The 24,812-nt window shown below is 59.6% G+C and carries 20 protein-coding genes; 10 read left to right on the top strand and 10 right to left on the bottom strand.

Features of this window, described 5'->3' with window-relative positions; all coding sequences use genetic code 11:
• Positions 1-96: 96 nt before the first annotated feature.
• From pssA to NYP16_RS04710, 3 genes are all read right to left on the bottom strand, one after another.
• Entirely contained in the window at positions 97-969 is an 873-nt protein-coding gene (gene pssA / locus NYP16_RS04720) for a CDP-diacylglycerol--serine O-phosphatidyltransferase (protein WP_274942957.1), read from the bottom strand.
• Between the two features lie 123 nt (positions 970-1,092).
• Entirely contained in the window at positions 1,093-1,815 is a 723-nt protein-coding gene (locus NYP16_RS04715) for a phosphatidylserine decarboxylase (RefSeq protein ID WP_274942956.1), read from the bottom strand.
• 112 nt (positions 1,816-1,927) lie between these two features.
• Positions 1,928-3,775 carry an ABCB family ABC transporter ATP-binding protein/permease gene (locus tag NYP16_RS04710; protein ID WP_274942994.1) on the bottom strand — a complete coding sequence of 616 codons (1,848 nt, stop codon included), beginning with the start codon at positions 3,773-3,775 and terminating at the stop codon, positions 1,928-1,930.
• A gap of 129 nt (positions 3,776-3,904) precedes the next feature.
• Between NYP16_RS04710 and NYP16_RS04705 the strand changes: the two genes are divergently transcribed.
• Positions 3,905-4,393 (top strand): hypothetical protein, encoded by a 489-nt coding sequence (locus NYP16_RS04705; RefSeq protein WP_274942955.1) that lies wholly within the window; start codon positions 3,905-3,907, stop codon positions 4,391-4,393.
• Positions 4,394-4,446: 53 nt separating this feature from the next.
• Here the strand turns inward: NYP16_RS04705 and NYP16_RS04700 are convergent, their stop codons facing one another.
• On the bottom strand, positions 4,447-5,565 hold the full coding sequence (locus tag NYP16_RS04700) for a hypothetical protein (RefSeq protein ID WP_274942954.1): 1,119 nt from the start codon (positions 5,563-5,565) through the stop codon (positions 4,447-4,449).
• 99 nt (positions 5,566-5,664) lie between these two features.
• Here NYP16_RS04700 and NYP16_RS04695 point away from each other — a divergent pair, with 99 nt between their 5' ends.
• The 3 genes from NYP16_RS04695 to NYP16_RS04685 all read left to right on the top strand — a co-directional run bounded on the left by NYP16_RS04695 (position 5,665) and on the right by NYP16_RS04685 (position 8,640).
• Complete coding sequence (locus NYP16_RS04695; protein WP_274942953.1) at positions 5,665-6,258, top strand: LOG family protein; 594 nt, start codon at positions 5,665-5,667, stop codon at positions 6,256-6,258.
• A 168-nt stretch (positions 6,259-6,426) separates the two neighbouring features.
• Positions 6,427-7,644 carry an NADP-dependent isocitrate dehydrogenase gene (locus NYP16_RS04690; protein ID WP_274942952.1) on the top strand — a complete coding sequence of 406 codons (1,218 nt, stop codon included), beginning with the start codon at positions 6,427-6,429 and terminating at the stop codon, positions 7,642-7,644.
• Positions 7,645-7,767: 123 nt separating this feature from the next.
• Positions 7,768-8,640 (top strand): hypothetical protein, encoded by an 873-nt coding sequence (locus tag NYP16_RS04685; protein WP_274942951.1) that lies wholly within the window; start codon positions 7,768-7,770, stop codon positions 8,638-8,640.
• Between the two features lie 77 nt (positions 8,641-8,717).
• On the opposite strand, the gene alaS is transcribed toward NYP16_RS04685, so the two are convergent.
• Both alaS and recA read right to left on the bottom strand, forming a co-directional pair.
• The gene (gene alaS / locus NYP16_RS04680) at positions 8,718-11,363 is read right to left on the bottom strand and encodes an alanine--tRNA ligase (protein ID WP_274942950.1); all 2,646 of its coding nucleotides are present in this window, start codon (positions 11,361-11,363) and stop codon (positions 8,718-8,720) included.
• A gap of 727 nt (positions 11,364-12,090) precedes the next feature.
• Positions 12,091-13,170, bottom strand: a complete 1,080-nt coding sequence (gene recA, locus NYP16_RS04675; protein WP_274942949.1) for a recombinase RecA — start codon at positions 13,168-13,170, stop codon at positions 12,091-12,093.
• A 272-nt stretch (positions 13,171-13,442) separates the two neighbouring features.
• Here recA and NYP16_RS04670 point away from each other — a divergent pair, with 272 nt between their 5' ends.
• Genes NYP16_RS04670 through NYP16_RS04660 form a run of 3 tightly spaced genes read left to right on the top strand, consistent with a single transcriptional unit; the run spans position 13,443 to position 17,884 of the window.
• Positions 13,443-14,231 carry a cyclase family protein gene (locus tag NYP16_RS04670; RefSeq protein WP_274942948.1) on the top strand — a complete coding sequence of 263 codons (789 nt, stop codon included), beginning with the start codon at positions 13,443-13,445 and terminating at the stop codon, positions 14,229-14,231.
• 55 nt (positions 14,232-14,286) lie between these two features.
• Positions 14,287-16,422 carry an indolepyruvate ferredoxin oxidoreductase subunit alpha gene (locus tag NYP16_RS04665; protein ID WP_274942947.1) on the top strand — a complete coding sequence of 712 codons (2,136 nt, stop codon included), beginning with the start codon at positions 14,287-14,289 and terminating at the stop codon, positions 16,420-16,422.
• Position 16,423: 1 nt separating this feature from the next.
• Positions 16,424-17,884, top strand: coding sequence for an indolepyruvate oxidoreductase subunit beta family protein (locus NYP16_RS04660; protein WP_274942946.1), 1,461 nt, complete (start codon positions 16,424-16,426; stop codon positions 17,882-17,884).
• A gap of 79 nt (positions 17,885-17,963) precedes the next feature.
• On the opposite strand, the gene NYP16_RS04655 is transcribed toward NYP16_RS04660, so the two are convergent.
• The 3 genes from NYP16_RS04655 to NYP16_RS04645 all read right to left on the bottom strand — a co-directional run bounded on the left by NYP16_RS04655 (position 17,964) and on the right by NYP16_RS04645 (position 20,827).
• Complete coding sequence (locus NYP16_RS04655; protein WP_274942945.1) at positions 17,964-18,269, bottom strand: TFIIB-type zinc ribbon-containing protein; 306 nt, start codon at positions 18,267-18,269, stop codon at positions 17,964-17,966.
• Positions 18,270-18,567: 298 nt separating this feature from the next.
• Positions 18,568-19,497: a phytanoyl-CoA dioxygenase family protein gene (locus tag NYP16_RS04650; protein ID WP_274942944.1), complete on the bottom strand. Its 930-nt coding sequence runs from the start codon at positions 19,495-19,497 to the stop codon at positions 18,568-18,570.
• Positions 19,498-19,573: 76 nt separating this feature from the next.
• Positions 19,574-20,827 (bottom strand): dicarboxylate/amino acid:cation symporter, encoded by a 1,254-nt coding sequence (locus tag NYP16_RS04645; protein ID WP_429913135.1) that lies wholly within the window; start codon positions 20,825-20,827, stop codon positions 19,574-19,576.
• A 302-nt stretch (positions 20,828-21,129) separates the two neighbouring features.
• On the opposite strand from NYP16_RS04645, the gene NYP16_RS04640 reads away from it, so the two are divergent.
• A complete protein-coding gene (locus tag NYP16_RS04640; protein ID WP_274942942.1) occupies positions 21,130-21,702 on the top strand; it encodes an SH3 domain-containing protein in 573 nt (190 codons plus the stop codon).
• 55 nt (positions 21,703-21,757) lie between these two features.
• Positions 21,758-21,931, top strand: a complete 174-nt coding sequence (locus NYP16_RS04635; RefSeq protein ID WP_274942941.1) for a DUF3309 family protein — start codon at positions 21,758-21,760, stop codon at positions 21,929-21,931.
• Between the two features lie 6 nt (positions 21,932-21,937).
• On the opposite strand, the gene recQ is transcribed toward NYP16_RS04635, so the two are convergent.
• Positions 21,938-23,734 carry a DNA helicase RecQ gene (gene recQ / locus NYP16_RS04630; RefSeq protein ID WP_274942940.1) on the bottom strand — a complete coding sequence of 599 codons (1,797 nt, stop codon included), beginning with the start codon at positions 23,732-23,734 and terminating at the stop codon, positions 21,938-21,940.
• Between the two features lie 319 nt (positions 23,735-24,053).
• Here recQ and NYP16_RS04625 point away from each other — a divergent pair, with 319 nt between their 5' ends.
• Positions 24,054-24,809 (top strand): aspartate/glutamate racemase family protein, encoded by a 756-nt coding sequence (locus tag NYP16_RS04625; protein WP_274942939.1) that lies wholly within the window; start codon positions 24,054-24,056, stop codon positions 24,807-24,809.
• Positions 24,810-24,812 lie beyond the last annotated feature (3 nt).

Genomic DNA, 24,812 nt, shown 5'->3' with positions numbered 1-24,812 from the left:
ATAACGCGCAGCCGACTGGCTCACATAGAAACTATCGTTTCATACGTGGTTCCATGTCAACAAACAACCGGTCAGAAACAGTCGTGGAACGGCCGCTTAATGGAGCGGAAGACGTGGGCTCTTGTCGTCCCGCTCGGGGAACACAGGCGGGTCTTCCTTGACGATATCACCTGAGGCCACATCCGGCTTGGTCTCAACCACCGCCTCCGCTGCAAGCGCCTCATCCAGACGCTCCCGCCGCCGTCCCGCCCGCAGGCTGAACGGGATCGAGACCAGATAGGCAAAGCAGGCAAACGACACCGTCTCCCAGGTATAAACGCTGAGCGACGCCGCCAAAAGCCCGACGAACAGCAGCGCCGGCAACATATAATCGCCCTGCACCTTAAGCCGCTTGAGCGAAAAGGTCGGAATCTGGCTGACCATCAACAGCCCCACCAAAGCGAAATAGGGCGCCACATAGGGCGCAACCGCCGCCGGACGGGCCAATACAGAATCCGGGAACTGGAAGCTCAGCACCAAAGGCCAAAGCGCAAGCCCGGCAGCCATGGGCGACGGCAGGCCAACGAAAAAGGCCGACGGCGGCTGATCGTCCGTGCTCATGACATTGAACCGCGCAAGCCGCAGGGCGCAGCAGACGGCAAAAGCCAGCGCCAGCACCCAGCCGATGCCGCCAAGCGAACTCAGGGTCCAAAGATAGATCAGCACGGCCGGAGCCACGCCAAAACTGATCACATCGGCCAGCGAATCAAGCTCGGCGCCAAAGCGCGAGGTGCCCTTGACCATACGCGCCACCCGCCCGTCAAGGGTATCAAGCAAAGCCGCAAGGAAAATCGCCCCAACGGCAATTTCCCAGCGTCCGGACAGCGCGAATTTGATCGACGACATCCCGGCACAAAGCGCCAGCACGGTCACCACATTGGGCGCCAGACTGCGGCGGGGCATTATCCTGAGACGGGCACGCGATTTCATAGAGCAGCTTTCATCCACATAGTTCCTGGATTGCTTCGCTTGCGCTCGCAATGACGGGTGAGATGGCTTCTGTCATTGCGAGCGAAGCGAAGCAATCCAGCCTTCACTCCCCTCACCCTGACGTCAGCGCACCGCACCATGGCGCTGGGGTTCTTCACTCTGGCCATCGGCAATCACCGTTTCGCCACCAATAGTGCGCTGCCCCACCGACACCAACGGCTTCAGGCCCTCATCCAGATACACATCAACCCGGCTGCCAAAGCGAATGATCCCGAACCGTTCCCCGGCCAGAACCTTCTGCCCGGGCTCGATTTCCGACACGATCCGACGCGCCACAAGACCGGCGATCTGCACGAAGGCGATGTCCTTGCCCGCAAGCGTGGTCATGCGGATCGAATTCCGCTCGTTATCCTCACTGGCCTTTTCAAGGTCGGCATTCAGAAACTTACCCGGCGTATAGGCCACCTGCGTGATCTCCCCATCGGCGGGGACGCGGTTTACATGGACGTCGAACACATTCATGAAAATGCTGATACGCGGCCGCAGATGCTCGCCCATGCCAAGCTCGGCCGGAGGAATGGCTTCGGTCACGCTCTGCACCAGTCCATCGGCCGGAGCGATGATCAGCCCGGCACGGGTCGGCGTCACGCGATCCGGATCGCGGAAGAAATAAGCGCACCAGGCGGTGAAAATAACGCCGATCCACCCGAGCGGCGTCCACACCAGGAACAGCAGCAAGGTCACAAGCGCAAACAGGACCAGATACTTATGCCCCTCACGATGAATGGGGGTCAGCACCGACATGATTGTGTCCATAACGCTCTCGAATCCTTTACAAATCTTCATTCGGAGCGGACAAGGCCCAAGCTCCACGTTCCCTCTATTTAATGCAGAACCCCTACGCTATCAACGCTTTCCCGCTTCCGACCCCGGGCCGACCCGTGCCAAGCCCCCAAACTCAGCCCTCCGCAAGCGCTTCTTCGCTCGCTTCCACCTCATCCAGAGCCACAAGTTTCTCGCGCGCTTCGGCCGCTTCCTGCTGCCGTCGCCACATGGCGGCATAGACGCCATCGGCCTCAAGCAGCGCCTCGTGACGGCCGCGTTCCACCACCCGCCCGGCTTCGAGAACCAGAATCTGATCGGCATCGACCACGGTCGACAGCCGGTGGGCAATGATCAGCGTCGTCCGCCCGGCCGCGACATCCTTGAACGAGCTTTGGATTTCCCGTTCCGTATGGGTATCAAGGGCCGAGGTCGCCTCATCCAGCAGCAGAATGCACGGGTTCTTCAGAATCGTACGGGCAATGGCCACCCGTTGCTTCTCCCCGCCCGAAAGCTTAAGCCCGCGTTCGCCAACCATGGTCTGATAACCATCTGGCAGTCCCTCCACAAACTCATGGATATGGGCCAGCCGGGCCGCCGCCTCGACCTCGGCATCCGTCGCATCCGGGCGGCCATAGCGAATATTATAGCCGATGGTGTCATTGAACAGCACCGTATCCTGCGGCACGACGCCAATGGCCGCACGCAAGGAATCCTGCGTCACGCCCCGGATATCCTGGCCATCTATGTGCACGCTGCCGTCCGCGATGTCATAGAACCGGAACAGAATGCGGGAAATGGTCGATTTCCCCGCCCCGCTCGGCCCGACGATGGCCAGCGTCTGCCCGGCCGCCACATGAAAGGACAGATCCTTCAAAATCGGCCGCCGTGGCTCGTAATGAAAATTCACATGCTCGAACGTGACCGCCCCGCCCTCGCGCACCAAAGGCTTCGCCCCCGGCTTGTCGGTGATCTCGGTTTCCGATTTCAACAGACGGAACATGAATTCCATGTCTACCAGCGACTGTTTGATTTCACGATAAACAAAGCCAAGGAAATCCAGCGGCATATAAAGCTGCATCACCAGCGCATTGATCATGACGAAATCGCCAACCGTCAGCTCCTTCGCCTGCACCTTGTAACCGGCCATGATCATGACCGTCACCAGCCCCAGCGCCACGATGCCCTGTTGCCCCACATTCAACAAGGACAGGGTGGTCTGGCTGCGCACCGCCGCCTTTTCATAGCCGGCCAGCGCCTCGTCATAACGCCGGGCCTCATGCTCTTCATTGCCGAAATATTTGACGGTTTCATAATTCAACAGACTGTCGACCGCCTTGGTGTTGGCCTTGGTATCCTGAGCATTCATCTCGCGGCGGTATTTCAACCGCCATTCCGTCACCGAAAAGGTAAAGGTGATATAAAACGCGATCGAGCCAAAGGTGACGGCGGCGAACCAGAACCCGAATTTGACATAAAGAATCCCGGTCACCAGCCCGATTTCAAACAGCGTCGGCAGAATATTGAACAGCGTAAACCGCAGCAGAAAATCAATGCCCTTGATCCCGCGCTCAATAGCCCGGCTAAGCCCGCCGGTGCGCCGTTCCAGATGAAAGCGCAGCGACAGCGCATGCAGATGCCGGAACGTCTGCAAGGCGATCACCCGAAGCGCATTCTGCCCGACGCGGACAAAAATACTGTCGCGCAGCTCGCCAAACAGATCCGATGACATCCGCAGCACCCCGTAGGCCACGATCAAAGCCACCGGCGCCACCAGAATTTGCGGCGCGGTCAGATGGTCCACCACCGCCTTCATGATGAAGGGCACATAGACCCCCACAAGCTTGGCGGCGACCAGAAACAGCATGGCGAGGATCACGCGCAACCGCAAATCCGGCCGCCCATGTGGCCAAAGATAGGGCATCAGCGCCTTGAGCGTACGCCTGTGCTCGCTGTTTTCGGAGGGTTGCGGATCGCTATTCATGGAACGCACGGGCGTCTTAACTCCAATCTCTGACCTGATAGCTGCAAGGACTTTACCGGATGTTAATAGCCCTGTGGTGATTTAGGAACCAAACCATAAGTCATTCTTTCCAGAGGGCCAGAGGCTTCTATGTTCATTCCCGAGGTTGCCTCCGAAACGATCCTTGATTTGCGCTCTGCCGATGGAGACAGCGGAATCGAACAAATCCTCACCAAACTGCAGCGCGGCCCCGACTGTCCCACCCTCAGCCATGAGCTGACCCTTCCGGCACATTTCAGCTTCAACTGGGCCGGTCTCGCCTTCAAGGGGATAATCGACCACGGCACCGGAGCGGACGAGCATCTCCTTGATCTCACCGCCACGCTCGGTCGCCTGCCCTACAGCGCCGAAGACCCGGAAGCGCGCGCCACCATCCTCGCCGAACTTTCTGCGACCTATAAACTCAAAGATGGCGTCTATGAGCTGACCCGCGACGGGCGCGCCCGCTTTCATGCCGTCACCGGCTTCAAGGGTCCGCTCACGCCCGAAGCCCTTCTGCACACCATCGCCATTTCGCTCCTGCAACTGAAACCGTTGCTCAAAGCCTATGACGGGCTGCTTCTGCCCGATACTCCATAAAAAAAGCCAGGCCCTATAAAAAAACCGGGCATCCCGCCCGGCTTTCCGTCCGCTTACGATCCGCTATCGCCTCTGCGGCCCTGCCCACTGGCGGGCAAATCCATATTCTGCCCCGGATAGATGGTTTTCACATCGCGGATCTGCTTGCGATCGGAACCGATGACCAGCACATTTGCCGTGCTGTCGTCGTCACGCAGATAGGCGATACGCCACATCCGGCCATCGTCGCCAACAGTTTCGCTGATCACATAGCCCGCCTTGCCCGCCGCCGTCAAAGGCACATGCACCAGCCGCAGCCCAAGCTCAACCCGCGCCTCGACCACGCCGCGATCGGTCACCTGATCGACCCTGACCCGGTGATCCTTGTCATCGAATGGCTTCGGCATGGGATAAATCCAGCGTCCGTCATCCCCGACCTGGACCTCCGCTGCGAAGACGTTATCAATATAAAGCCGCACATCCCAGCGAGGCTTGCCGCGCCCATTGAGCACCGTAGCCCCGGTGCCATCATAGTCGGCCACATCAAGCGTCACATCACTGAGGTAATCGGCGCTGGCGCTTGGCCGCTGCAACACTTCGCTTGCGAACAGACTGCCGTCCTCACTCGCGCTGCGTTTGACCCTGAGCGCCATAACGCCCTCATCCACGGGATCGACAAAGGTTTCCCGCGCCGGGGTTTTCATACCCGGCTTGGCCACGGCCGGGGCCGGCACCGACAGGATCACCTCGTCCTCTGACACCACAGGCGCAGCGTTCGCCCGGCGCGCGCTCAGGCTGAGCCGGGTGCCGCCGCTCGGCAATGGATTGTCAAAAATCAAGGCCCAGTCGCCGCGCCGATCGGCCTGAACCTCGCTCAGGGCCTTGTCATCGGCAAGGATCGTCACCTTGGCGCCCGGCGAAGCGCGCCCGGCGATCACGCCGGTTCCTTCCCGGCTGACCCGCACCACATCAAAGCTCGGCGGCTGACTCTGACCGTCAGGCAGCACAGCCTCGGCCGCAATATCCGCGTCGGACCGCGCACCTGCGCCCGGGACCGCCCGCCGCTCCGGCGCCAGCACCGCCCACAGGGCCAGAACCACGAGCACGGCAAAGCCAATCATGAGCAAGCGTTTCCAGCCGCCGCCTGATAGCTTCCCGTTCCGCCGGGACTGTTTAGGGTCGTTGCTCGTCACCTGAATGATCCGTGCATAAAAGATGACGCGAAGGTAGTAGAGGATATAACTGTTTGGCTATAAAAAAGAACCGTCATTCAACGAGAAAGACTGAAATCCATGACCGCTCGGCTCGAACTGCGTTCCCTCTGCGTCTATTGCGGCTCGAAAACCGGCAATGATCCCGACTTTGCCCTGGCCGCAGAAGCCTTTGGCCGCAAGCTTGCCAGTGAAAATATCCGTCTTGTCTATGGCGGTGGGGCAGTCGGTCTCATGGGGCTTCTGGCGCGTAGTCTGCTCACTGCGGGCGGCGCGGTCAATGGCATCATTCCCGGCCATCTCGACCATCATGAAATCACCCAGACCGGCCTGACCGAGCTCCATGTGGTTCCGAACATGCACAGCCGCAAAAGACAAATGTTCGAAGAATCAGACGCCTTCGTCGCCCTTCCCGGCAGCATCGGCACCCTTGACGAACTGATCGAGGTCATCACCTGGCGTCAGCTCGGCCTCCATGACAAGCCGATCATCATCGCCAATCTCAAGAATTACTGGGCCCCGTTCCTCGCCCTCATCGACCATGTGATCGCCGCAGGCTACGCAAGCCCGGCCACAGGCCGGCTCTATCAGGTGGTCGACAGCATCGACGCCATCCTGCCGGCCCTCCGCGCCGCCCCGCCCGCAAGCCGCCCGGACCGCGAGGATCTGTTCTGATTTCATCGCCGCCGCGCACCTGCGCACAGCCCTCATTGAATTTCATCGTGGAAATGCTTAAGGTGCGGCCGGTTTAACGAACATCTATCCGTTCCAAGAATTTGCTAACAGTCACGCGCAGAGAGTCCGGGCCAAAAAAGATTGGGCCAGTACAAAAGGAACCCATATATGCAAAAGATCACCGTAAAAAATCCCGTCGTAGAGCTCGACGGCGATGAAATGACCCGGATCATCTGGGGCTGGATCAAGGATCGCCTGATTCTGCCGTATCTCGATATCGACCTGCAGTATTATGACCTTGGCATCGAACACCGCGACGCCACCAACGATCAGGTGACCATCGACGCCGCCGAAGCCATCAAGAAACATGGCGTTGGCGTCAAATGCGCCACCATCACACCCGACGAAGCCCGGGTAAAAGAATTCAACCTCAAGAAAATGTGGAAGTCGCCGAACGGCACCATCCGCAACATTCTTGGCGGCACCGTGTTCCGCGAGCCGATCATCTGCACCAACGTGCCGCGCCTCGTTCCGGGCTGGACCGACCCGATCGTGATCGGCCGTCATGCCTTCGGCGACCAGTACCGCGCCACCGACTTCCTGGTGCCCGGCAAGGGCAAGCTCACCATCAAATGGCAATCCGAAGACGGCAAGGACACGATCGAACATGACGTGTTCGATTTCCCGTCGTCCGGCGTGGCCATGGCCATGTACAACCTCGACGATTCGATCCGCGACTTCGCCCGCGCCAGCCTGAACTATGGCCTCGCCCGCAAATGGCCGGTCTATCTCTCGACCAAGAACACCATCCTCAAGGCCTATGACGGCCGTTTCAAGGATCTGTTCGAAGAGGTCTATCAGGCCGAATTCGCCGCCAAGTTCAAAGAAATCGGCATCGTCTACGAACATCGCCTGATCGACGACATGGTGGCCTCGGCCCTCAAATGGTCGGGCAAGTTCGTCTGGGCCTGCAAGAACTACGACGGCGACGTGCAGTCCGACACCGTGGCCCAGGGCTTCGGCTCGCTCGGCCTCATGACCTCGGTCCTTCTGACCCCGGACGGCCAGACGGTCGAATCCGAAGCCGCCCACGGCACCGTCACCCGCCATTACCGCGAGCATCAGAAAGGTCAAAAGACCTCAACCAACCCGATCGCGTCCATCTATGCCTGGACCGGCGGCCTCAAGCATCGCGGCAAGCTCGACAACAACGCCGCCCTCATCCGCTTCGCCGAAGCGCTTGAAACCGTCTGCGTCGAAACCGTAGAATCCGGCGCCATGACCAAGGACCTCGCCATCCTCGTCGGCCCGAACCAAGCCTGGCTCACCACCGAGCAGTTCTTCGACAAAATCGACGAAAACCTGCAAAAGAAACTGGCCAACTAAGGCCCACACCACTCCATGCGAAAAGGCCCCGAGCAATCGGGGCCTTTTTTATGACCATTGCTATCACGTTCCCGGCCCTAAGCCGTCGTCCCGGCAGGATCATCTCCAACAGGACAACCGGCCATGCTTCATGACAACGAGCTTCCCTCCGATCCCGAACATCGCGCCATGGCGGAATTTCTCATCCGCGAGAATATCCAGATTATCGATACCGGGCACTATCCTCTCATCAGCTATTGCTCGGACTATAATGAAAAGATCGGCCTCATAACCGATACGGAACGCGACGAACTCCTGGTCAACGGCGGTCATCTGCGGGCGGCCCTCATGGCCGTGCGCCATGGCATTCCGGTGTCACAATGGCCAAACAAGCTCATCAATCTGACCCGCATCTTCAAGAATCCCCTCTCCATGAAGAGCCCGCGTCTGTACAACGACTGGAACGGCATCTGGATCAACAAGACCCATGGCGGGCCAGGCGTAATCCAGATCTCGCTGCCGCTGCAACAGGGGCAATGCGCCACCTCCAATATCAGCGCCCAGACCTTTTACATACTCTTCGTCAAGCAGGTGCTGGAGCATGAGCGCTTTCGTTACGGCATCCTCGCGAGCTGCGAATCCGTGCGCGACAAGGACTCTGGCGGCAATTCCTGTGTGCCCTTCATCAGCGAGCTTAAAAATTTATGCACCAGCAAGGTGACGCTCTATGGAGCCTACGGCAGCAGCTGGGTGCCGCTCTATGGTCCTCATGCCGGAACTGTGCTGCTCGCGCCCGAGCCGTTCATCTATGGCCCGCAACGGAACCTGTACCTGACCGGTGCCGGGAAGCTGCGCAAGGGTGCCTTCAACGACTTCCTCAGCAAGGATGAGGAGCTTGCGGAGAACGCACGGCTAACCGATCTTTATTACGAGCACGCCGCCTTCAATCCCGACAACGCCCGGCAAATCGATGACCACAGTCAGAACAACCGCGCCCGCTTCTGGTTCCGCGCCTGACCGCCGCCCCGCAGATCTGAAACTAGACATAAAAAAGGCCGGGTTTCGCCCGGCCTTTTTCCGAAATGTCAAAATCTTCAAGCCCCAAGCGCCACCACGATTGCGTCGATGGCTGCCTGTGCCGCCGCCCCATCCGGGCCGCCCGCCTGCGCCATGTCGGGACGCCCGCCGCCACCCTTGCCGCCAATCGCTTCCGCACCCACGCGCACCAGCTCGACCGCACTGAACCGCGCCGTCAGGTCATCGGTCACCCCGACCAGTAGCGCCGCCTTGCCGTCATTCACCGCCACAAAGGCCGCAACCCCGGACCCAAGCTGCTTTTTCGCTGCATCCGCCAGACCGCGCAGGTCCTTTGCGGGCACACCGTCCAGCAGCTGGCCGATGAACTTCACGCCGTTGATCTCCTGCACCGCAGCACCTTCCTGCGAGCCGCCGCCCATGGCGAGCTTTTTGCGGGTCTCGCTCAGATCCCGCTCAAGCTGCTTGCGTTCATCAAGAATGGCCTGAATGCGATCCTTCAAATCCGTCGGCGCCACTTTCAACAGCTGCGCCGCCTCCTTCAGCCGCGCCTCCTGATCCACCGCATGCCGCCGAGCCGCCTCGCCGGTCAAAGCCTCGATCCGGCGCACCCCTGACGCCACAGCGCTTTCGCCGACAATACGGAAAAACCCGATATCGCCCGTGCGCGCCACATGGACCCCGCCGCAGAGCTCGACCGAGAAATTGCTGTCGGCGTCCGAATTATGACCCATGGCCACAACCCGCACTTCATCGCCGTATTTTTCCCCGAACAACGCGAGCGCCCCGGCCTTGATGGCATCGTCCGGCGTCATCACGCGGGTGGATACGGCGTCGTTCTGCCGGATCAGCCGGTTGACCTCAGTCTCCACAGCGTCGATTTCCTCGGCCGAGAGGCTTTTCGGATGGCTCATATCAAAGCGCAGCCGTTCCGGCGCCACAAGCGACCCCTTCTGCGTCACATGATCGCCAAGCGTCCGCCGCAGCGCCTCATGCAACAGATGGGTGGCCGAATGATTGGCGCGCAATTTATTGCGGCGCTCGTCATCCACAACCATTTCAAGCTCGTCACCGACCTTAAGGCTGCCGCGCTCGATCCGCCCGAGATGCACATGAAGCGCACCGAGCTTTTTCGCCGTATCGCGCACGGCGATTTCAACAGTCTCGCCGCGCATGACGCCCACGTCGCCCATCTGGCCGCCGGATTCGCCATAGAACGGAGTCTGGTTGACGATCACCGCCACCTCATCCCCGGCCTTGGCCGCGCTCACTTCGGCTCCGTTCACGACGATAGCGACCACAGCACCTTCGGCCACGGTCGCGTTATAGCCGAGAAACTCCGTCGCCCCCACGCGCTCGCGGATATCGAACCAGACCGACTCGGTCGCCGCCTCGCCGGACCCGGCCCAGGCCGCCCGCGCCTCCGCCTTCTGCCGCGCCATGGCGGTATTGAAGCCGTCGAGGTCCACCGTGCGGCCCTGCGCCCGCAGCGCGTCCTGCGTGAGATCGAGCGGGAAACCAAACGTATCGTAAAGCCGGAACGCCACGTCACCCGGCAAGGCCGCATCCGACGCAACTCCAGAGAGCGCCTCGTCGAGCAGCTTCAAACCGCGCTCCAACGTCTGCTTGAAGCGCTCTTCCTCAAGCCGCAGAGTTTCACGGATCAACGATTCCGCCCGCAACAGCTCAGGATAGGCCGCGCCCATTTCCGCCACCAGCACCGGCACCAGACGATACATCAAGGGCTCGCGCGCCCCGATCATATGGGCGTGGCGCATGGCCCGGCGCATGATCCGGCGCAGCACATAGCCGCGCCCCTCGTTCGACGGCAGCACGCCGTCAGCGATCAGAAAACAGCTGGCCCGCAGATGATCGGCGATCACGCGATGCGAGACCCCATGGGGCCCGCGCGGGTCGACGCCGGTCAGATCGGCCGAGGCCTGAATGATGCGTTGGAACAGATCAATATCATAATTGTCATGCACGCCCTGCATAACGGCCGAAATACGCTCAAGCCCCATGCCGGTATCGATACAGGGCTTCGGCAGCGGCACCCGGCCCGCACCCGGCTGTTGATCATATTGCATGAACACGAGATTCCAGATCTCGATAAAGCGGTCACCGTCCTCATCCGGGGACCCGGGCGGACCGCCCGGAATGCCCGCGCCATGATCAAAGAAAATCTCCGAGCATGGCCCGCAAGGCCCAGTGTCGCCCATGGACCAGAAATTGTCCGAGGTCGCGATGCGGATGATGCGCTCCTCCGGCAGCCCGGCGATCTTGCGCCAAAGATCGAACGCCACATCGTCGTCATGATAAACCGTGACCAGCAGCTTGTCCTTCGGCAGGCCGAATTCCTTGGTGATCAGCGTCCAGGCATGGGTGATGGCCTCGTCCTTGAAATAATCACCAAAGGAGAAATTCCCCAGCATTTCAAAGAAGGTATGATGGCGCGCCGTATAGCCCACGTTATCAAGGTCATTATGCTTGCCGCCGGCGCGCACGCATTTCTGGCTCGACACCGCCCGGTTGTAAGGCCGCGTCTCGGCACCGGTGAAAACGTTTTTAAACGGCACCATGCCGGCATTGGTAAACATCAGCGTCGGGTCGTTGTGCGGCACGAGCGAGGCGCTCGGCACCACCGAATGTCCATTGCGGCTGAAATAATCCAGAAACGCCGCGCGAATATCACTGACCGTCTTCATCTATACCTGTTCCCTATGGCCCACCACGGACGGCAGCGCCTCAGCACCAGCCCCCTCGGACCCACCTTAACCCGGCCAACCCGGCCTTTCCGACCGATTTATTTACCTGCTGCACACCGCCCTGTCCAGCAAAGCCGCCCCCCATCATCGCAACCCGCAAGCAGCACAGGCGATCCAGAACCCTCCGGCACTATAAGACTGGATTGCTTCGGCTTCGCCTCGCAATGACAAGGGGGACCCTTGCCATCATCGCGAGCCGCGTAAGCGACATGGCGATCCAGAGGCTTTGGTCAAACCAGACACGGAACTGAAGGGTGCGAAGATAGATTGCCACGGCTCCTCCTCGCAATGACGGACACAGGCTAACCACCAACGAACAGACGCTGTTCCCAACAGCCCCCCTCCACCCTCGTCATCGTGAGCCGCGTAAGCGGCGTGGCGATCCAGACCTTCGGCCAACCCAGACACCTGAACCCCATGGCAGATAGGCCGGATTGCTTCGGCTCCGCCTCGCAATGACGATAGAATCGGAGGCTTTGATCCTCGGATCGCGCTCCCCCGCACAGGGGCCAGAAAGGAAAGAACCCCCGGAAGACACGACGAGGAGGACGTGCCCACCGGAAGCTCTCCCGTGGAACAAAACAGGCGATGGCTGTCGTCTGCTTTGCTTATGACATGAAAAAAACCGCTCTCTGGATCAGGCGTCTTCGGATCAGGCGTCTTCGGATCAGGCGTCTTCGAAAGCCTCGTCATCCGTGCTGTCCGGCCCGACCAGCAGCGCTTTATCAAGCAACCCGACACTCTTGCGGATGTCGGCCTCGATGCGGGTGGCCATATCCTTGTTCTCGAGCAGGAATTTTTTCGCATTTTCGCGGCCCTGTCCGACGCGTTCGCCACTATAGGAGAACCAGGAGCCCGACTTCTCGACCACGCCAGCCTTGACGCCAAGGTCAATAAGCTCGCCCATTTTCGAGATGCCTTCGCCATACATGATGTCGAATTCCACCTGCTTGAACGGTGGGGCCATCTTGTTCTTGACCACCTTGACGCGGGTCTGGTTGCCGACGATGTCTTCTTTGTCCTTGATCGCGCCGATGCGGCGGATGTCGAGACGGACGGAGGCATAAAATTTCAACGCATTGCCGCCGGTTGTGGTTTCCGGGCTGCCATACATGACGCCGATCTTCATCCGGATCTGGTTGATGAAGATGACCATGCATTTCGACCGCGAGATCGACCCCGTGAGCTTGCGAAGCGCCTGGCTCATCAGCCGGGCCTGCAAGCCAACGTGATTATCCCCCATCTCGCCTTCGATTTCAGCGCGCGGCACCAGGGCGGCGACGCTATCGATCACCAGCACGTCGATCGCTCCCGACCGCACCAGCGTATCGGTGATTTCAAGCGCCTGTTCGCCGGTGTCGGGCTGGGAAATAAGCAATTCATCCACATCAACGCCAAGCTTGCGCGCATAAACGGGATCAAGCGCATGTTCGGCGTCGACAAAAGCCGCAACGCCGCCTTTTTTCTGCGCCTCGGCCACCACCTGCAGCGCGAGCGTGGTCTTGCCCGAACTTTCCGGTCCATAAACCTCGATAATACGGCCACGCGGCAGACCGCCGATGCCAAGCGCGATGTCGAGCCCGAGCGAGCCGGTCGACACCACATCCACCTGATCCGCGCTTTGCTGGCCGAGCTTCATCACCGAGCCCTTGCCGAACGCCCGTTCGATCTGACTGAGTGCCGCTTCGAGAGCCTTGTTCTTATCCATATCGTCCTGCCCAACTACTTTAAGACGTGTAACAGACATGTCGCAGCTCCCTTATTTCACAGCACAGATCGTGATGCAATGCCCAGAGAATGTACGACATTCGTTCTCAATATGCAAGAACAATTTTAGAACAAACAAAGAATAAATGAGAACGCCCCACGCGCACCCTCCCGGCCCAGGAATACTTGATTTTTCACATGAATAGTGACACACTCAACCATCCAAATAGAGTCGGGCCAACCGATCCGGCCAACCGATCCGGCAAGTCGCCACCGCGTTAACAGTGACCCAATCATTAGGGGGAGCCTATCATGGCACAGAACAGCGAACTTTTGTCCAGCCTCGCCACGGCCATTGCCGGGGGCGGCATCCGCATCGTCGACCTTACCGAAACGCTGCGCCCTGAGTATGCAACCATCACGCTGCCCGATCAATTCGGTCAGGCCTCGCCGTTCGTCAAGGAAGAGATCTCCCGCTATGACGACCGCGGCCCGGGCTGGTACTGGAACAATTTCACCGTCAGCGAGCATACCGGCACTCATTTCGATGCCCCGATTCACTGGATCACCGGCCGCGACCTGCCGAACAATTCGGTGGACACCATCTCGCCGCAGAATTTCGTCGCTCCGGTCTGCGTGGTCGACTGCACCAAAGAAGTCGGCGCCGACAAGGGCTTCATCCTGACCAAGGACTTCCTGGAAAACTGGGAAAAAACCCATGGCCGCATCCCGGCGGGTTCGTGGGTGTTCATGCGCTCCGATTGGCGCAAGGTCGCCGATCCGGCCAATTACACCAATATGCAGGCAGACGGCGGCCATTCCCCGGGCCCCGACGCCGAAGCAACCCTGTGGATGATCAATGAGCGCGACGTCATGGGCTTCGGCACCGAATGTGTCGGCACCGACGCCGGTCAGGCCTTTTTGTTCGAGCCGCAATATCCCTGCCATCACTATATGCATGGCGCGGGCAAATACGGTCTGCAATGCATGACCAATCTCGACCTGCTGCCGCCGACCGGCGCGCTCGTGGTCGCCACTCCTTTGAAGATCGACAACGGCTCGGGCAGCCCGCTCCGCGTTGTCGCTCTCGTCGCTGCTTAAGTCCACATAACATCAGCCCCGCTTCGGCGGGGCACCCTATCGAGACAGGTGCGTCATGGCCGAACGTTCATTCAAGGAAGAAGTCAAAAAGCTCCGCCTCACCGCGGGCGAGGAATTCCGTGGCGAGGGCATTCTTGCCGTCACCAAGGCGCTCCTCCAGTCGGGCGTCGCTTATGTTGGCGGCTACCAGGGCGCACCGATCTCCCATCTCATGGACGTGCTCGCCGATGCCGAGGAGATCCTGACCGATCTCGGCGTCCATTTCGAAGCGAGCGCCTCCGAAGCCGCGGCCGGCGCCATGCTCGCCGCCTCGGTCAATTATCCCTTGCGTGGTGCGGTCACCTGGAAATCCACCGTCGGCACCAACGTGGCGTCGGATGCTTTGGCCAACGTCGCATCCGGCGGCGTCAAGGGCGGCGCGCTCATCATCATCGGGGAGGATTACGGCGAAGGCTCCTCGATCATGCAGGAGCGCAGCCACGCCTTCGCCATGAAGTCGCAGATCTGGCTGATGGACCCGCGCCCCAATCTCGAAATGATTGTGGATTCGGTGGAAAAGGGCTTCCAGCTGTCCGAGGCGTCAAGCACGCCGGTGATGCTCGAACTCCGCATCCGCAACTGTCACATGTATGGCCGCTTCATCGCCAAGGACAACCGCGCGCCGGAGTTCTCGATCAAGCAGGCCATGGAAACGCCCGAACGCGACGTGAGCCGCATCGTGCTGCCGCCCTACAATTACATGCATGAAAAAGAAAAGCTCGAAGACCGCTGGCCCGCAGCCGTCAAATTCATTCGCGACAACAAGCTGAATGAATTTCTCGGTGGCACCACCGGCGACGTCGGTATCGTCGTGCAGGGTGGAATTTACAACACGCTCATTCGCGCGCTCGAACTGATCGGCCTCGCCGACAGCTTCGGCAACACCGACATTCCGATCTATGTGATGAACGTCACCTATCCGCTGATCCCCGAGGAACTGATCGGTTTCTGCGTCGACAAACGCGCGGTGCTGATGGTCGAAGAAGGCCAGCCCGACTATATCGAACAAAACCTCCACAGCATCCTCAGGAAGGCCGACGTCCAGACCAAGGTCATCGGCAAGGACGTGCTGCCCATGGCTGGCGAATATACCAGCGAAGCCTTGCGCAAGGGCCTCACAAGCTTCCTTGAAACCCATGCCGCCGATCTCATGGCCACGGCCGTCCCGATCAGCCATGCGCCCGACGTCCCGGCCGAGCTCCTCAAGAAACTGCCGCCGCGCCATCCCGGTTTCTGCACCGGCTGCCCCGAACGTCCGGTGTTCACCGCGATCAAATTGATTGAACGCGAACTCGGGCCCCATCACATCAGTTGTGATATCGGTTGCCATCTGTTTTCGATCAACGCGCCGTTCAATCTCGGCAACACCACCATGGGCTACGGCCTTGGTTTTTCGGGCGCGTCCGCCTTCAACGTCAAGGCCGACAAGCGCGCCATTTCGATCATGGGCGACGGCGGCTTCTGGCATAACGGCCTCACAAGCGGCGTCGGCAATGCGGTGTTCAACAAATCCGACAACGTGCTGGTGATCGTCGACAACAATTACGCGGCGGCCACGGGCGGCCAGGACATTCTGTCGTCCCGCGCCAGCAACCCGACCAAAAGCACCAACCATCCCATTGCCAAGGCCGTGCGCGGCGTCGGCGTCAAATGGATCCGCCAGACGCGTTCCTATGACCTGACCAAAATGCGCGATGCCCTGCGTGACGCCCTGACCAGCAAAGAACCCGGGCCCAAGGTCATCATCGCCGAAGGCGAATGCATGCTCAATCTGCAACGCCGGGAAAAACCCAAACTCAACGCCCGCATCAAATCCGGCGAGCGGGTGGTCAAGGAACGCTTTTACGTCGACAGCGACACCTGCACCGGCGACCATGCCTGCGTGCGTCTGTCGGGCTGTCCGTCGCTGACCATCAAGGACAATCCCAATCCCTTGAAACGCGATCCCATCGCCTATGTGGACAGCAGCTGCGTTGGCTGCGGCCATTGCGGCGAGGTGGCCCATGCCGCCGTGCTCTGCCCGTCCTTTGCCCGGGTCGAGCTGATCCACAACCCGACCTCCACCGACCGCATCATGGACCGCGTCCGCAAAGGCGTGATCGGTTTCCTGCAAAAACTCACCGCCCGTCCGGCATTCAACGAGGTTGCGTAACATGACGACGAACCCGCGCCCCATTTCAATCGCCATCGCGGCCCTCGGCGGCCAGGGCGGCGGCGTGCTCGCGCAATGGATCGTTGATCTTGCCGAGGCCAATGCCTACCGCGCCCAATATACCTCGGTGCCGGGCGTCGCCCAGCGCACCGGCGCGACCATTTACTTTGTAGAACTGTTTCCGGATGCCGCCGCCAAGGCCGCAGGCAAAGCCCCCGTGCTCGCGCTCATGCCGGCACCGGGTGACGTCGATATCGTCATCGCCTCGGAACTGATGGAAGCCGGTCGCTCCATCGCCCGTGGCCTCGTCAGCCCGGATTTCACCACCCTCATCGCCTCCGACCACCGCGTCTATGCCATCGCGGAAAAAGAGGTCATGGGTGACGGTCGCGGCGACGAGGACATGGTCCGCGAAGCCGCCGCCAAAGCCGCGAAATCGCTGATCCTGTTCGACATGAACAAGGTCGCCGAAGAAACCGGCACCGTCATCAGCTCGGTGCTGTTCGGCGCGCTCGCAGGCTCCGGCGCCCTGCCGTTCCCGCGCGAGTCCTACGAAGAAACCATCAAACAGACCGGCAAGGCCGTCCCGACCAATCTGAAAGCCTTCGCCCGCGCCTATGACGAAGCCCAGGCCCGCGCGCCAAGACAGCTGCCCACCGTGGCCGCCGCACCGCGCTCGGCCCTTGAAGCCCGCGTCGGAAATTTCCCCGCCGAAGTTCAGGAATTCGTCCGCCACGGCATCGCCCGTCTGGTCGACTATCAGGACCAGGCCTATGCGACGCTCTATCTCGACCGTCTCGACACCATTGCCGCCGCTGCGAAAGCCGCACCGGACAACCGCCTGCTGTCCGAGACCGCACGTTATCTCGCGCTCTGGATGGGCTTCGAAGATGTGATCCGCGTCGCCGATCTCAAAACCCGTCCGACCCGCATGGACGCCGTCCGCAAGGAAGTCCATGCCAAGCCCGATCAGATTTTCTATGTGGTCGAATTCTTCCATCCGCGTTTCGAAGAAGTCTGCGACACCCTGCCGGTCAGCCTCGGCACCAGCCTTCTGAAGTCCGAATTCGCGCGCAAGATCCTCGCACCCTTCTTCACCAAAGGCCGCAATATCCAGACCGCCAAGCTCTCGGGCTTCCTGCCCTTGTTCTTCCTGGCCCGCATGCGCCGCTTCCGTCGCGGCACCCTGCGCTTCCAGAAAGAAAACGCGCTCATCGAACAATGGCTCGGCCTGGTTGCGGACTATGCCGGCAAGGATTACGCCCTCGCCGCCGAACTCGCCGAATGCCCGCGCCTGATCAAGGGCTATGGCGACACCCATGAACGCGGCACCGCGCGCTACAGCAACATCCTCAGCAGATTGTCGCGCCTCGACGCCGACAGCCTGCGCGCCCTCCGCGAAGCCGCCCTCCAAGACGAAGACGGCTGCGCCTTCAACGCCGAACTCGCAAAAGTGGCCTGATTTTTCAAGGCTCACCTGTCAAAATACAAAAAGCCGCGACGGTCCAGACCATCGCGGCTTTTTTTAAATCTTAAATCCCTCAGAAATCGAAAATATCATCCAGGAAGGATTTCTTTTTCTTCGGATAGGGTTTTTCCTCATAGCTCTTGTCATAGCCCGTGGCCCGACGATAATCCTCAAGATAGGACTGCCCCGGCTCCTGCCGGACGCCAGGATCTGGCGCCTCGTATCGCGGACCTCCCACAACTGTCCCCGCCGACCGTTCAATGATCTTGTCCAGCTCGCCACGATCCAGCCACACGCCCCGGCATGTGGGACAATAATCAATTTCGATGCCCTGACGTTCGGACATCACCAGATCGGAATCATCAATAGGGCATTTCATATTCAGATCCTGATAGTTAAAAGGGTCGCCCTTTAAATGGGTCCCCATCCCCTCAGGATCAAGCCGTCACAAAAAATACACCAGTGACAAAATTAGCACCCGCCGCGCCACTGTGCCGGCTGAACCATGGATTACCGGGTCAAGCCCGGTAATGACAGGGGGGGGGACATAACCGTCATTGCGAGGCGTAGCCGAAGCAATCCAGCCTTCGGGCGGCGGGACTGGATTGCTTCGGCTACGCCTCGCAATGACGGGGTTGGGGGCATTGTCATTACCGGGCTTGCCCCGGTAATCCATCTCACCCCCGCACCGCGTCCTTCTCAAACACCCCGGTGATGACATTCGCCCGCATCTGCGCCGCCCCTGCCGGATCGAGATCGACCCGCGTCGCCTGCAGACTGAGCGGGCCGAGCAACCCCTCATTGCAGGCGTCAATTCCCGCCGCCCCGCTCCCCCGCGCAATCAGATAGCGCAAGGAAATCCGCTCCCGATCCCCTTTATCCGGCTGCGTGCCATGCAGCGTGCAGGGATGCCAGAGCGCGCAATACCCGGCCGGCCCGGTCAGACGAAACTCACTGCTGCCAATAGCCTGCCCGCGCCGGTCGCCATAGCTCCAGCTCCGCGCCCCCGCATCAAGCAGGGTCAGATCATGAGGAAACACCGTCGCCCCGAGCAAATGGCTCTGATTAAGCACATAAAGCGGCGCATCAGCCGCCGTCACTTCATGCAGGTAAATATACAGCGTGATGAAATCCGACGTCCGCGCCGGCCAGTCGATAATATCCTGATGGAAATCAATGCCGTAAAAATAAGTGATATCGCGATATTCCGGCCGCACATAGGGCCCAAGATTATTAACCGGATTACCCTTGATACGGGTGATCAACCAATCCGGAATAACCGTCTCCGGCACCCCGCAAACGAATTTGCGGTCAAGCACCTGATAATCCGTGCCCAGAACCTCGGTCAGCGCCGCCACCAGCGCGGGCGTCTCCTCGATAACCTTGATCTCGGCATCGAACCGATCCGCCAGATTACGCCCCGGCTGCGGATTGACGCCCTTATATTGCGGATTGGCATCGAACTCGGCCTCGCTCAGGAACAGGCCCTGATCATAGCCACGGTCGGCCCGCGCCATGGCGATCACCGGCGCACAATCCTCCGGCCGGATCAGAGCCCCCATGTTCACAAATCCGAACCGGCTCAGATCCAATGTTGCCTGCCGCATACCCATGTCCCCTGAAACCATAGCGTTCATGGGCCAAGCCTAGGCGAAATTCGGTAAATTTTTCCTAAATTTACCGTCAGGCCGCCGTGTCTTCCTCCTCAGGCTGTCCCGGCTCGAACTTGTTTTCCCATTTGGCAATCACGGTGGCTGCCACGGCATTGCCGATCACATTGGTGGCGCTCCGTCCCATATCCAGCACATGGTCAACCGCGAGGATCAGCAGCAGCCCGGCCTCCGGCAGCTTGAAATAGGTCAGCGTCGCAGCAATCACCACAAGCGAGGCCCGCGGCACCCCGGCCATGCCCTTCGAGGTCACCATCAGCAACAGCAGCATGGTGATTTCCTGACCGAGCGTCAGATCAATGCCATAAGCCTGAGCGATGAAAATCACCGCAAAGGTGCAATACATCATCGAGCCGTCAAGATTGAACGAATAGCCAAGCGGCAGCACAAACGACACGATCTGCCGCCGCACGCCAAAGCTCTGCAACCCGGCCAGAATGCGCGGATAGGCCGCCTCCGAACTCGCGGTCGAAAACGCCAGCAATGTCGGCTCGCGGATCACATTCAAAAGCCCGCGCACATGCCGCCCGATGACCACAAAGGCCACCACGATCAGCAAAGCCCACAACAACCCGAGCGACAGATAAAACCCGCCAAGAAATTTGGCATAGGTCAGCAACACGCCCAGCCCCTGGGTCGCCACTGTCGAGGCGAGCGCGGCGAAAATCGCCACCGGCGCCAGCGCCATCACATAGCCGGTGATTTTCAGCATGACGCTCGCCAGTTGCTCGGCCGCTTTCAGCAACACCGGCGCATGATCGTCAAGCGCGGCAATGGCGGTGCCGACAAAGATCGAAAACACCACGATCTGCAAAATCTCGTTATCCGCCAGCGCCTTGAAAATCGAGCTCGGCACCAGATGAACGACGAAATCCTTGAAACTGAGCCCCCCGACGCCGATAGCACCATCCGCCACCTCCGGCAGATTGAGCCCAAGACCCACCCCGGGCTGGATCAGATTGACCATCACCAACCCAATGGTCAGCGACACCAGAGACGCGATGACGAACCAGCCCATGGTCTTCGCCCCGACCCGGCCGATGGCCGCCGTATCCTCCATATGAGCAATGCCGACCACCAACGTCGACATCACCAGCGGACCGATGATCATTTTGATAAGGCGCAGGAAAATATCCGTCGCGATACTGAACCACCCAGCCACGGTCTCTATCTGTGCTGGATCGGTAACGGTCTCATGCAATACAAACCCGGTGACCACCCCAGTCACCATGGCAAGAATTACAAACCAGGTCAGCCTCGTCATCACGCCCCCTTTTAAGTCCACCCCTTGCAGACTAACACTGACTAAAAAACAGGACACAGTTTTGCGTTATGCTTACAGCTTAAGCAACTGACAATCGACCGCTTCGCCCGGCATTCCATAGCGAACTGCTTATAAAGGGCGTATTATATCTGCGAAATGTTGTTGCGTGCCTTTCCTCCCGTGGCCCGATTCCTGGTGCCACAGGCTCCGTTTGTGAGATGCCGACGTAAACAGTCCGTGCGCCACCGGAATATCGTCAGAGCGGCCTCAACCGTAGAAGCAACACGCATTCCATGGAGAACATCATGTTGTACAGGTCCATCGCTGTCGCGGCGCTGCTTGCGAGCGCAGTATTCCTGCCCGAAATGGCCACTGCGGCTACCGCCGTAACCATCGGAACGGTCAGCCTGCGCGCGGGCCCTGACGCGGGCTATCCCCTCGTGCGAACCATTCATGATGACCGCCCGGTCCAGATTTACGGGTGCCTGAACGACTGGAGCTGGTGTGACGTCGGCTACAGCGGCGACCGCGGCTGGCTCGATGGCAATTACATCGCAAGCGATTATCAGGGCCGCCGCCAGCCACTGATCGGCATCGGAGCCATGTTGGGACTCGGCATTGTCTCGTTCGACTTCGGCAACTACTGGGACAGCTATTATCGCGGCCGCCCCTTCTATTCCGAACGCGGCCGCTGGGAAAATCACTATCACACCAACTACAAATCAAGTTGGGGCCCCCGCGCCACCCACAACGACAATCAACACCCGTCGAGAATGCAGCCGCAGGAGCGTCACCCTGAGATGCAGGAACATATGCAAAACCGCCCGCATGAAGAGCGCCGGGAACCCGGCCAGGAAGAACACAAGCCAGACCGCTGACGGCCAGACCGCTGACGGCCAGAATTCATCCTGTTAAAACCGCAAGGGTAATAGCATGAGCATGCTTATGGTGATCGTTCTACTGATCCTGCTGCTCGGCGCCGGCGGTGGTTACTACGGTTACAACCGCTATGGCGGCGCCGGCCTTGGCGGCGTGATCGGCCTTGTGCTGATCGTCCTCATTGTGCTGTGGTTTCTCGGCGTGCTCGGCGGCGCGCCTATGGAGTAAGCCGCATCAGGCGTCCATATGCTCATGGATCAGGCGCAAGACCGCGTCACCATAGCGCTCGACCTTGACGTCGCCGACGCCGCTGATCTGCCCAAGATCATCGACTGTGGCCGGCTTGCGCGCCGCGCATTCGATCAGAACGCGATCATGGAAAATGACATAGGGCGGCACGCCCTGTTCCTTCGCAAGATCAAGCCGCCAACGCCGCAAAGCCTCGAACAGCGTCTGGTCACCGTCGCCCACCACTGCAGCCTCAGCTGTTTTGCGGCGTGTTTTAACGCGCGGCTTGGTCTGACGCAGCGTCAAACTGTCTTTCTGCCTGAGAAACGCCCGCCCCTCATCGGTGATGAAAATCCCGCCATGCCCGGTGATATCCACGGCGAGCAGCCCATAGGACACCAGCTGGCGAAAAATCGCCTGCCAGTCCGTTTTGCCCAGATCCTTGCCGATGCCATAAACCGACAGCCGGTCATGGCCGAACCCGGTGATACGGTCGTTCTCAGCCCCCGTCAGCACGTCGATCACATAGCCAAGCCCAAAGCGCTCCCCCGTGCGATACACGCAGGAGATCGCCTTTTGCGCCACGATCGTGCCGTCGTAACTGACCGGCGGCTCAAGACAGCTGTCGCAATTGCCGCAGGGCGCGCAGCCATCGCCGAAATATTCCAAAAGCACCTGACGTCGGCACCGCACAGCTTCACAAAGCCCGAGAAGCGCGTTCAATTTCTGCCGCTCGATGCGCTTCTGTTCCTCGCCCGCCTCCGATTGCTCGATCCATTGCCGCTGCATGGCCACGTCCGCCATGCCATAGGCCATCCAGGCATTGGCCGCCATGCCGTCACGCCCGGCGCGCCCGGTTTCCTGATAATAGGCTTCGATGCTTTTCGGCAGATCGAGATGAGCGACAAAGCGCACATCCGGCTTATCGATACCCATGCCGAAAGCAATGGTCGCCACCATTACAAGCCCATCCTCGCGCAGGAAGCGATGCTGATTGCGTGCCCGCGCCTCGGCACTCATCCCGGCGTGATAGGTCAAGGCGGTCAGGCCATGTTCCTCAAGCCACAGCGCCGTTTCATCCACCTTGCGCCGCGACTGGCAATAGACGATGCCGCTCTGCCCCATATGCCGATCTTTGATAAAGCCCATCAATTGCTGGCGCGGATTGTTTTTCTCGACGATGGCATAGCGGATATTCGGGCGATCGAACCCGGCGACGAACACTTCCTCGCCCCCAAGCCGCAACCGGTCGATAATATCGCGCCGGGTCGGCGCATCCGCCGTCGCCGTCAGGGCCAGGCGCGGCACATTGGGGAAAAGATCGGCCAGCACATCAAGCTGCCGGTATTCGGGACGGAAATCATGCCCCCATTGCGACAGGCAATGGGCCTCATCAATGGCGAACAGCGAAATCCGCACGCTTTGCAGGAATTCCAGAAACTCCGGCATCAGCAGCCGTTCCGGCGCCACATAGACGAGATCAAGCTGCCCGTCCCGCATAGCCTGCCGGGTGGCCCGGATATCGCCAGGCGATTGCGCCGAATTGATCGCCGCCGCCCGCACGCCAAGCTGTTCAAGGGCCGTCACCTGATCCTGCATCAAGGCAATCAAGGGTGACACCACCACCCCGACCCCATCCCGACACAGCGCAGGTATCTGGTAACAAAGCGACTTGCCGCCGCCCGTCGGCATCAGCACAAAGGCATTCTTGCCCGCAAGAACATGATCGATAACAGCCGCTTGAAGCCCGCGAAAATCGTCATATCCATAGACCCGCTTCAACACATCGCGCGGCATCGGCATCAGCCCACCCCAAATCCAATTCTGATTCTTCGCGGCACCATACCACAAGATCAGACCCGGACGTTACGGCGTCAAAGCCAGCATCCCCAGAAATCTGAGAGAATGCTGGTATTTTCAATTCTCATATGAGTAGACTTCCAGACATGTCTCTCGCGTCTGAAAATATCGACCTGCCCGCAAAATCCAGTGCCCGTCACTGCAGAAGACTATCTGACCCCTGATTACCGAGCCGTCACACCAAACGATTTTAATCGTCTTTCAGGGACCGGAACAAGGATCCCGAACATCCCATATCCTCAAAAGATTTTGGAGCCGCCTCATGACCAAACATATCCGTATCATTACGACCCATACGACAGATGTCAGTCACAAGATGAAGAATCTTGAACCATTCGCACGACACAAAGAACTTAAATTCAGCCAAGTCAAACTTGATAAAGGTCCGGCCTCTATTGAATGCGAATTCGATGAAGTATTGGCCTCGCCCTATATTATTGGGCGGGCAATGGAAGCAGAGCAGGATATGCACGACCCCGTCCATGCCATCGTGATCGATTGCGTGGGCGATCCCGCCCTCCATGCCGCGCGCGAGGCTGTCCGCATTCCGGTTTTGGGTGCCGGTGAAACCGCGATGCATGTTGCGGCAACACTTGGGCATAGATTCAGTGTTGTCACAATTATGGACCGCGTTCGGCCTATTTTAGAAAATCACATGAAAATGTATGGAGTTTATGACCATTGCGCCTCTGTCCGCGCCGTGGAAATCCCCGTACTTGAAATCAACAAAGACCACCAAAGACTCTACAAGCTCCTCGCCGAAGAAGCCTTGAAAGCCGTCGAGCAGGATAAGGCTGATGTCATCGTCCTCGGCTGCACCGGCTTTGTCGGATGCGACAAGCACATCAAGGATTATTTGCTGGAAAACGGATTTGACGTCCCCGTCGTCGATCCCCTGCCAACCACGGTCATGGTCGCGGCCGCCTTGCTCGAAGCAAGCTTGACCCACAGCCTCAAGACCTATCCAAGACCACCCGTCAAACTGCGCAAAGGCTACAGCATTCCCGACATCGTTTGATGC

This window comes from Govania unica (genome assembly GCF_027920805.1).
Lineage (GTDB): Bacteria > Pseudomonadota > Alphaproteobacteria > Sphingomonadales > Govanellaceae > Govanella > Govanella unica.
The sequence above is the reverse complement of the archived record's forward strand: the minus strand, read 5'-3'. Positions and strand labels throughout refer to the sequence as shown.

What these genes read in the sequence shown, in the direction of transcription:
- pssA (WP_274942957.1), bottom strand. Translation starts at nt 969, where the DNA reads ATGAAATCGCGTGCCCGTCTCAGGATAATGCCCCGCCGCAGTCTGGCG.
- NYP16_RS04715 (WP_274942956.1), bottom strand. Translation starts at nt 1,815, where the DNA reads ATGAAGATTTGTAAAGGATTCGAGAGCGTTATGGACACAATCATGTCG.
- NYP16_RS04710 (WP_274942994.1), bottom strand. Translation starts at nt 3,775, where the DNA reads ATGAATAGCGATCCGCAACCCTCCGAAAACAGCGAGCACAGGCGTACG.
- NYP16_RS04705 (WP_274942955.1), top strand. Translation starts at nt 3,905, where the DNA reads ATGTTCATTCCCGAGGTTGCCTCCGAAACGATCCTTGATTTGCGCTCT.
- NYP16_RS04695 (WP_274942953.1), top strand. Translation starts at nt 5,665, where the DNA reads ATGACCGCTCGGCTCGAACTGCGTTCCCTCTGCGTCTATTGCGGCTCG.
- NYP16_RS04690 (WP_274942952.1), top strand. Translation starts at nt 6,427, where the DNA reads ATGCAAAAGATCACCGTAAAAAATCCCGTCGTAGAGCTCGACGGCGAT.
- NYP16_RS04685 (WP_274942951.1), top strand. Translation starts at nt 7,768, where the DNA reads ATGCTTCATGACAACGAGCTTCCCTCCGATCCCGAACATCGCGCCATG.
- alaS (WP_274942950.1), bottom strand. Translation starts at nt 11,363, where the DNA reads ATGAAGACGGTCAGTGATATTCGCGCGGCGTTTCTGGATTATTTCAGC.
- recA (WP_274942949.1), bottom strand. Translation starts at nt 13,170, where the DNA reads ATGTCTGTTACACGTCTTAAAGTAGTTGGGCAGGACGATATGGATAAG.
- NYP16_RS04670 (WP_274942948.1), top strand. Translation starts at nt 13,443, where the DNA reads ATGGCACAGAACAGCGAACTTTTGTCCAGCCTCGCCACGGCCATTGCC.
- NYP16_RS04665 (WP_274942947.1), top strand. Translation starts at nt 14,287, where the DNA reads ATGGCCGAACGTTCATTCAAGGAAGAAGTCAAAAAGCTCCGCCTCACC.
- NYP16_RS04660 (WP_274942946.1), top strand. Translation starts at nt 16,424, where the DNA reads ATGACGACGAACCCGCGCCCCATTTCAATCGCCATCGCGGCCCTCGGC.
- NYP16_RS04655 (WP_274942945.1), bottom strand. Translation starts at nt 18,269, where the DNA reads ATGAAATGCCCTATTGATGATTCCGATCTGGTGATGTCCGAACGTCAG.
- NYP16_RS04650 (WP_274942944.1), bottom strand. Translation starts at nt 19,497, where the DNA reads ATGCGGCAGGCAACATTGGATCTGAGCCGGTTCGGATTTGTGAACATG.
- NYP16_RS04640 (WP_274942942.1), top strand. Translation starts at nt 21,130, where the DNA reads ATGTTGTACAGGTCCATCGCTGTCGCGGCGCTGCTTGCGAGCGCAGTA.
- NYP16_RS04635 (WP_274942941.1), top strand. Translation starts at nt 21,758, where the DNA reads ATGAGCATGCTTATGGTGATCGTTCTACTGATCCTGCTGCTCGGCGCC.
- recQ (WP_274942940.1), bottom strand. Translation starts at nt 23,734, where the DNA reads ATGCCGATGCCGCGCGATGTGTTGAAGCGGGTCTATGGATATGACGAT.
- NYP16_RS04625 (WP_274942939.1), top strand. Translation starts at nt 24,054, where the DNA reads ATGACCAAACATATCCGTATCATTACGACCCATACGACAGATGTCAGT.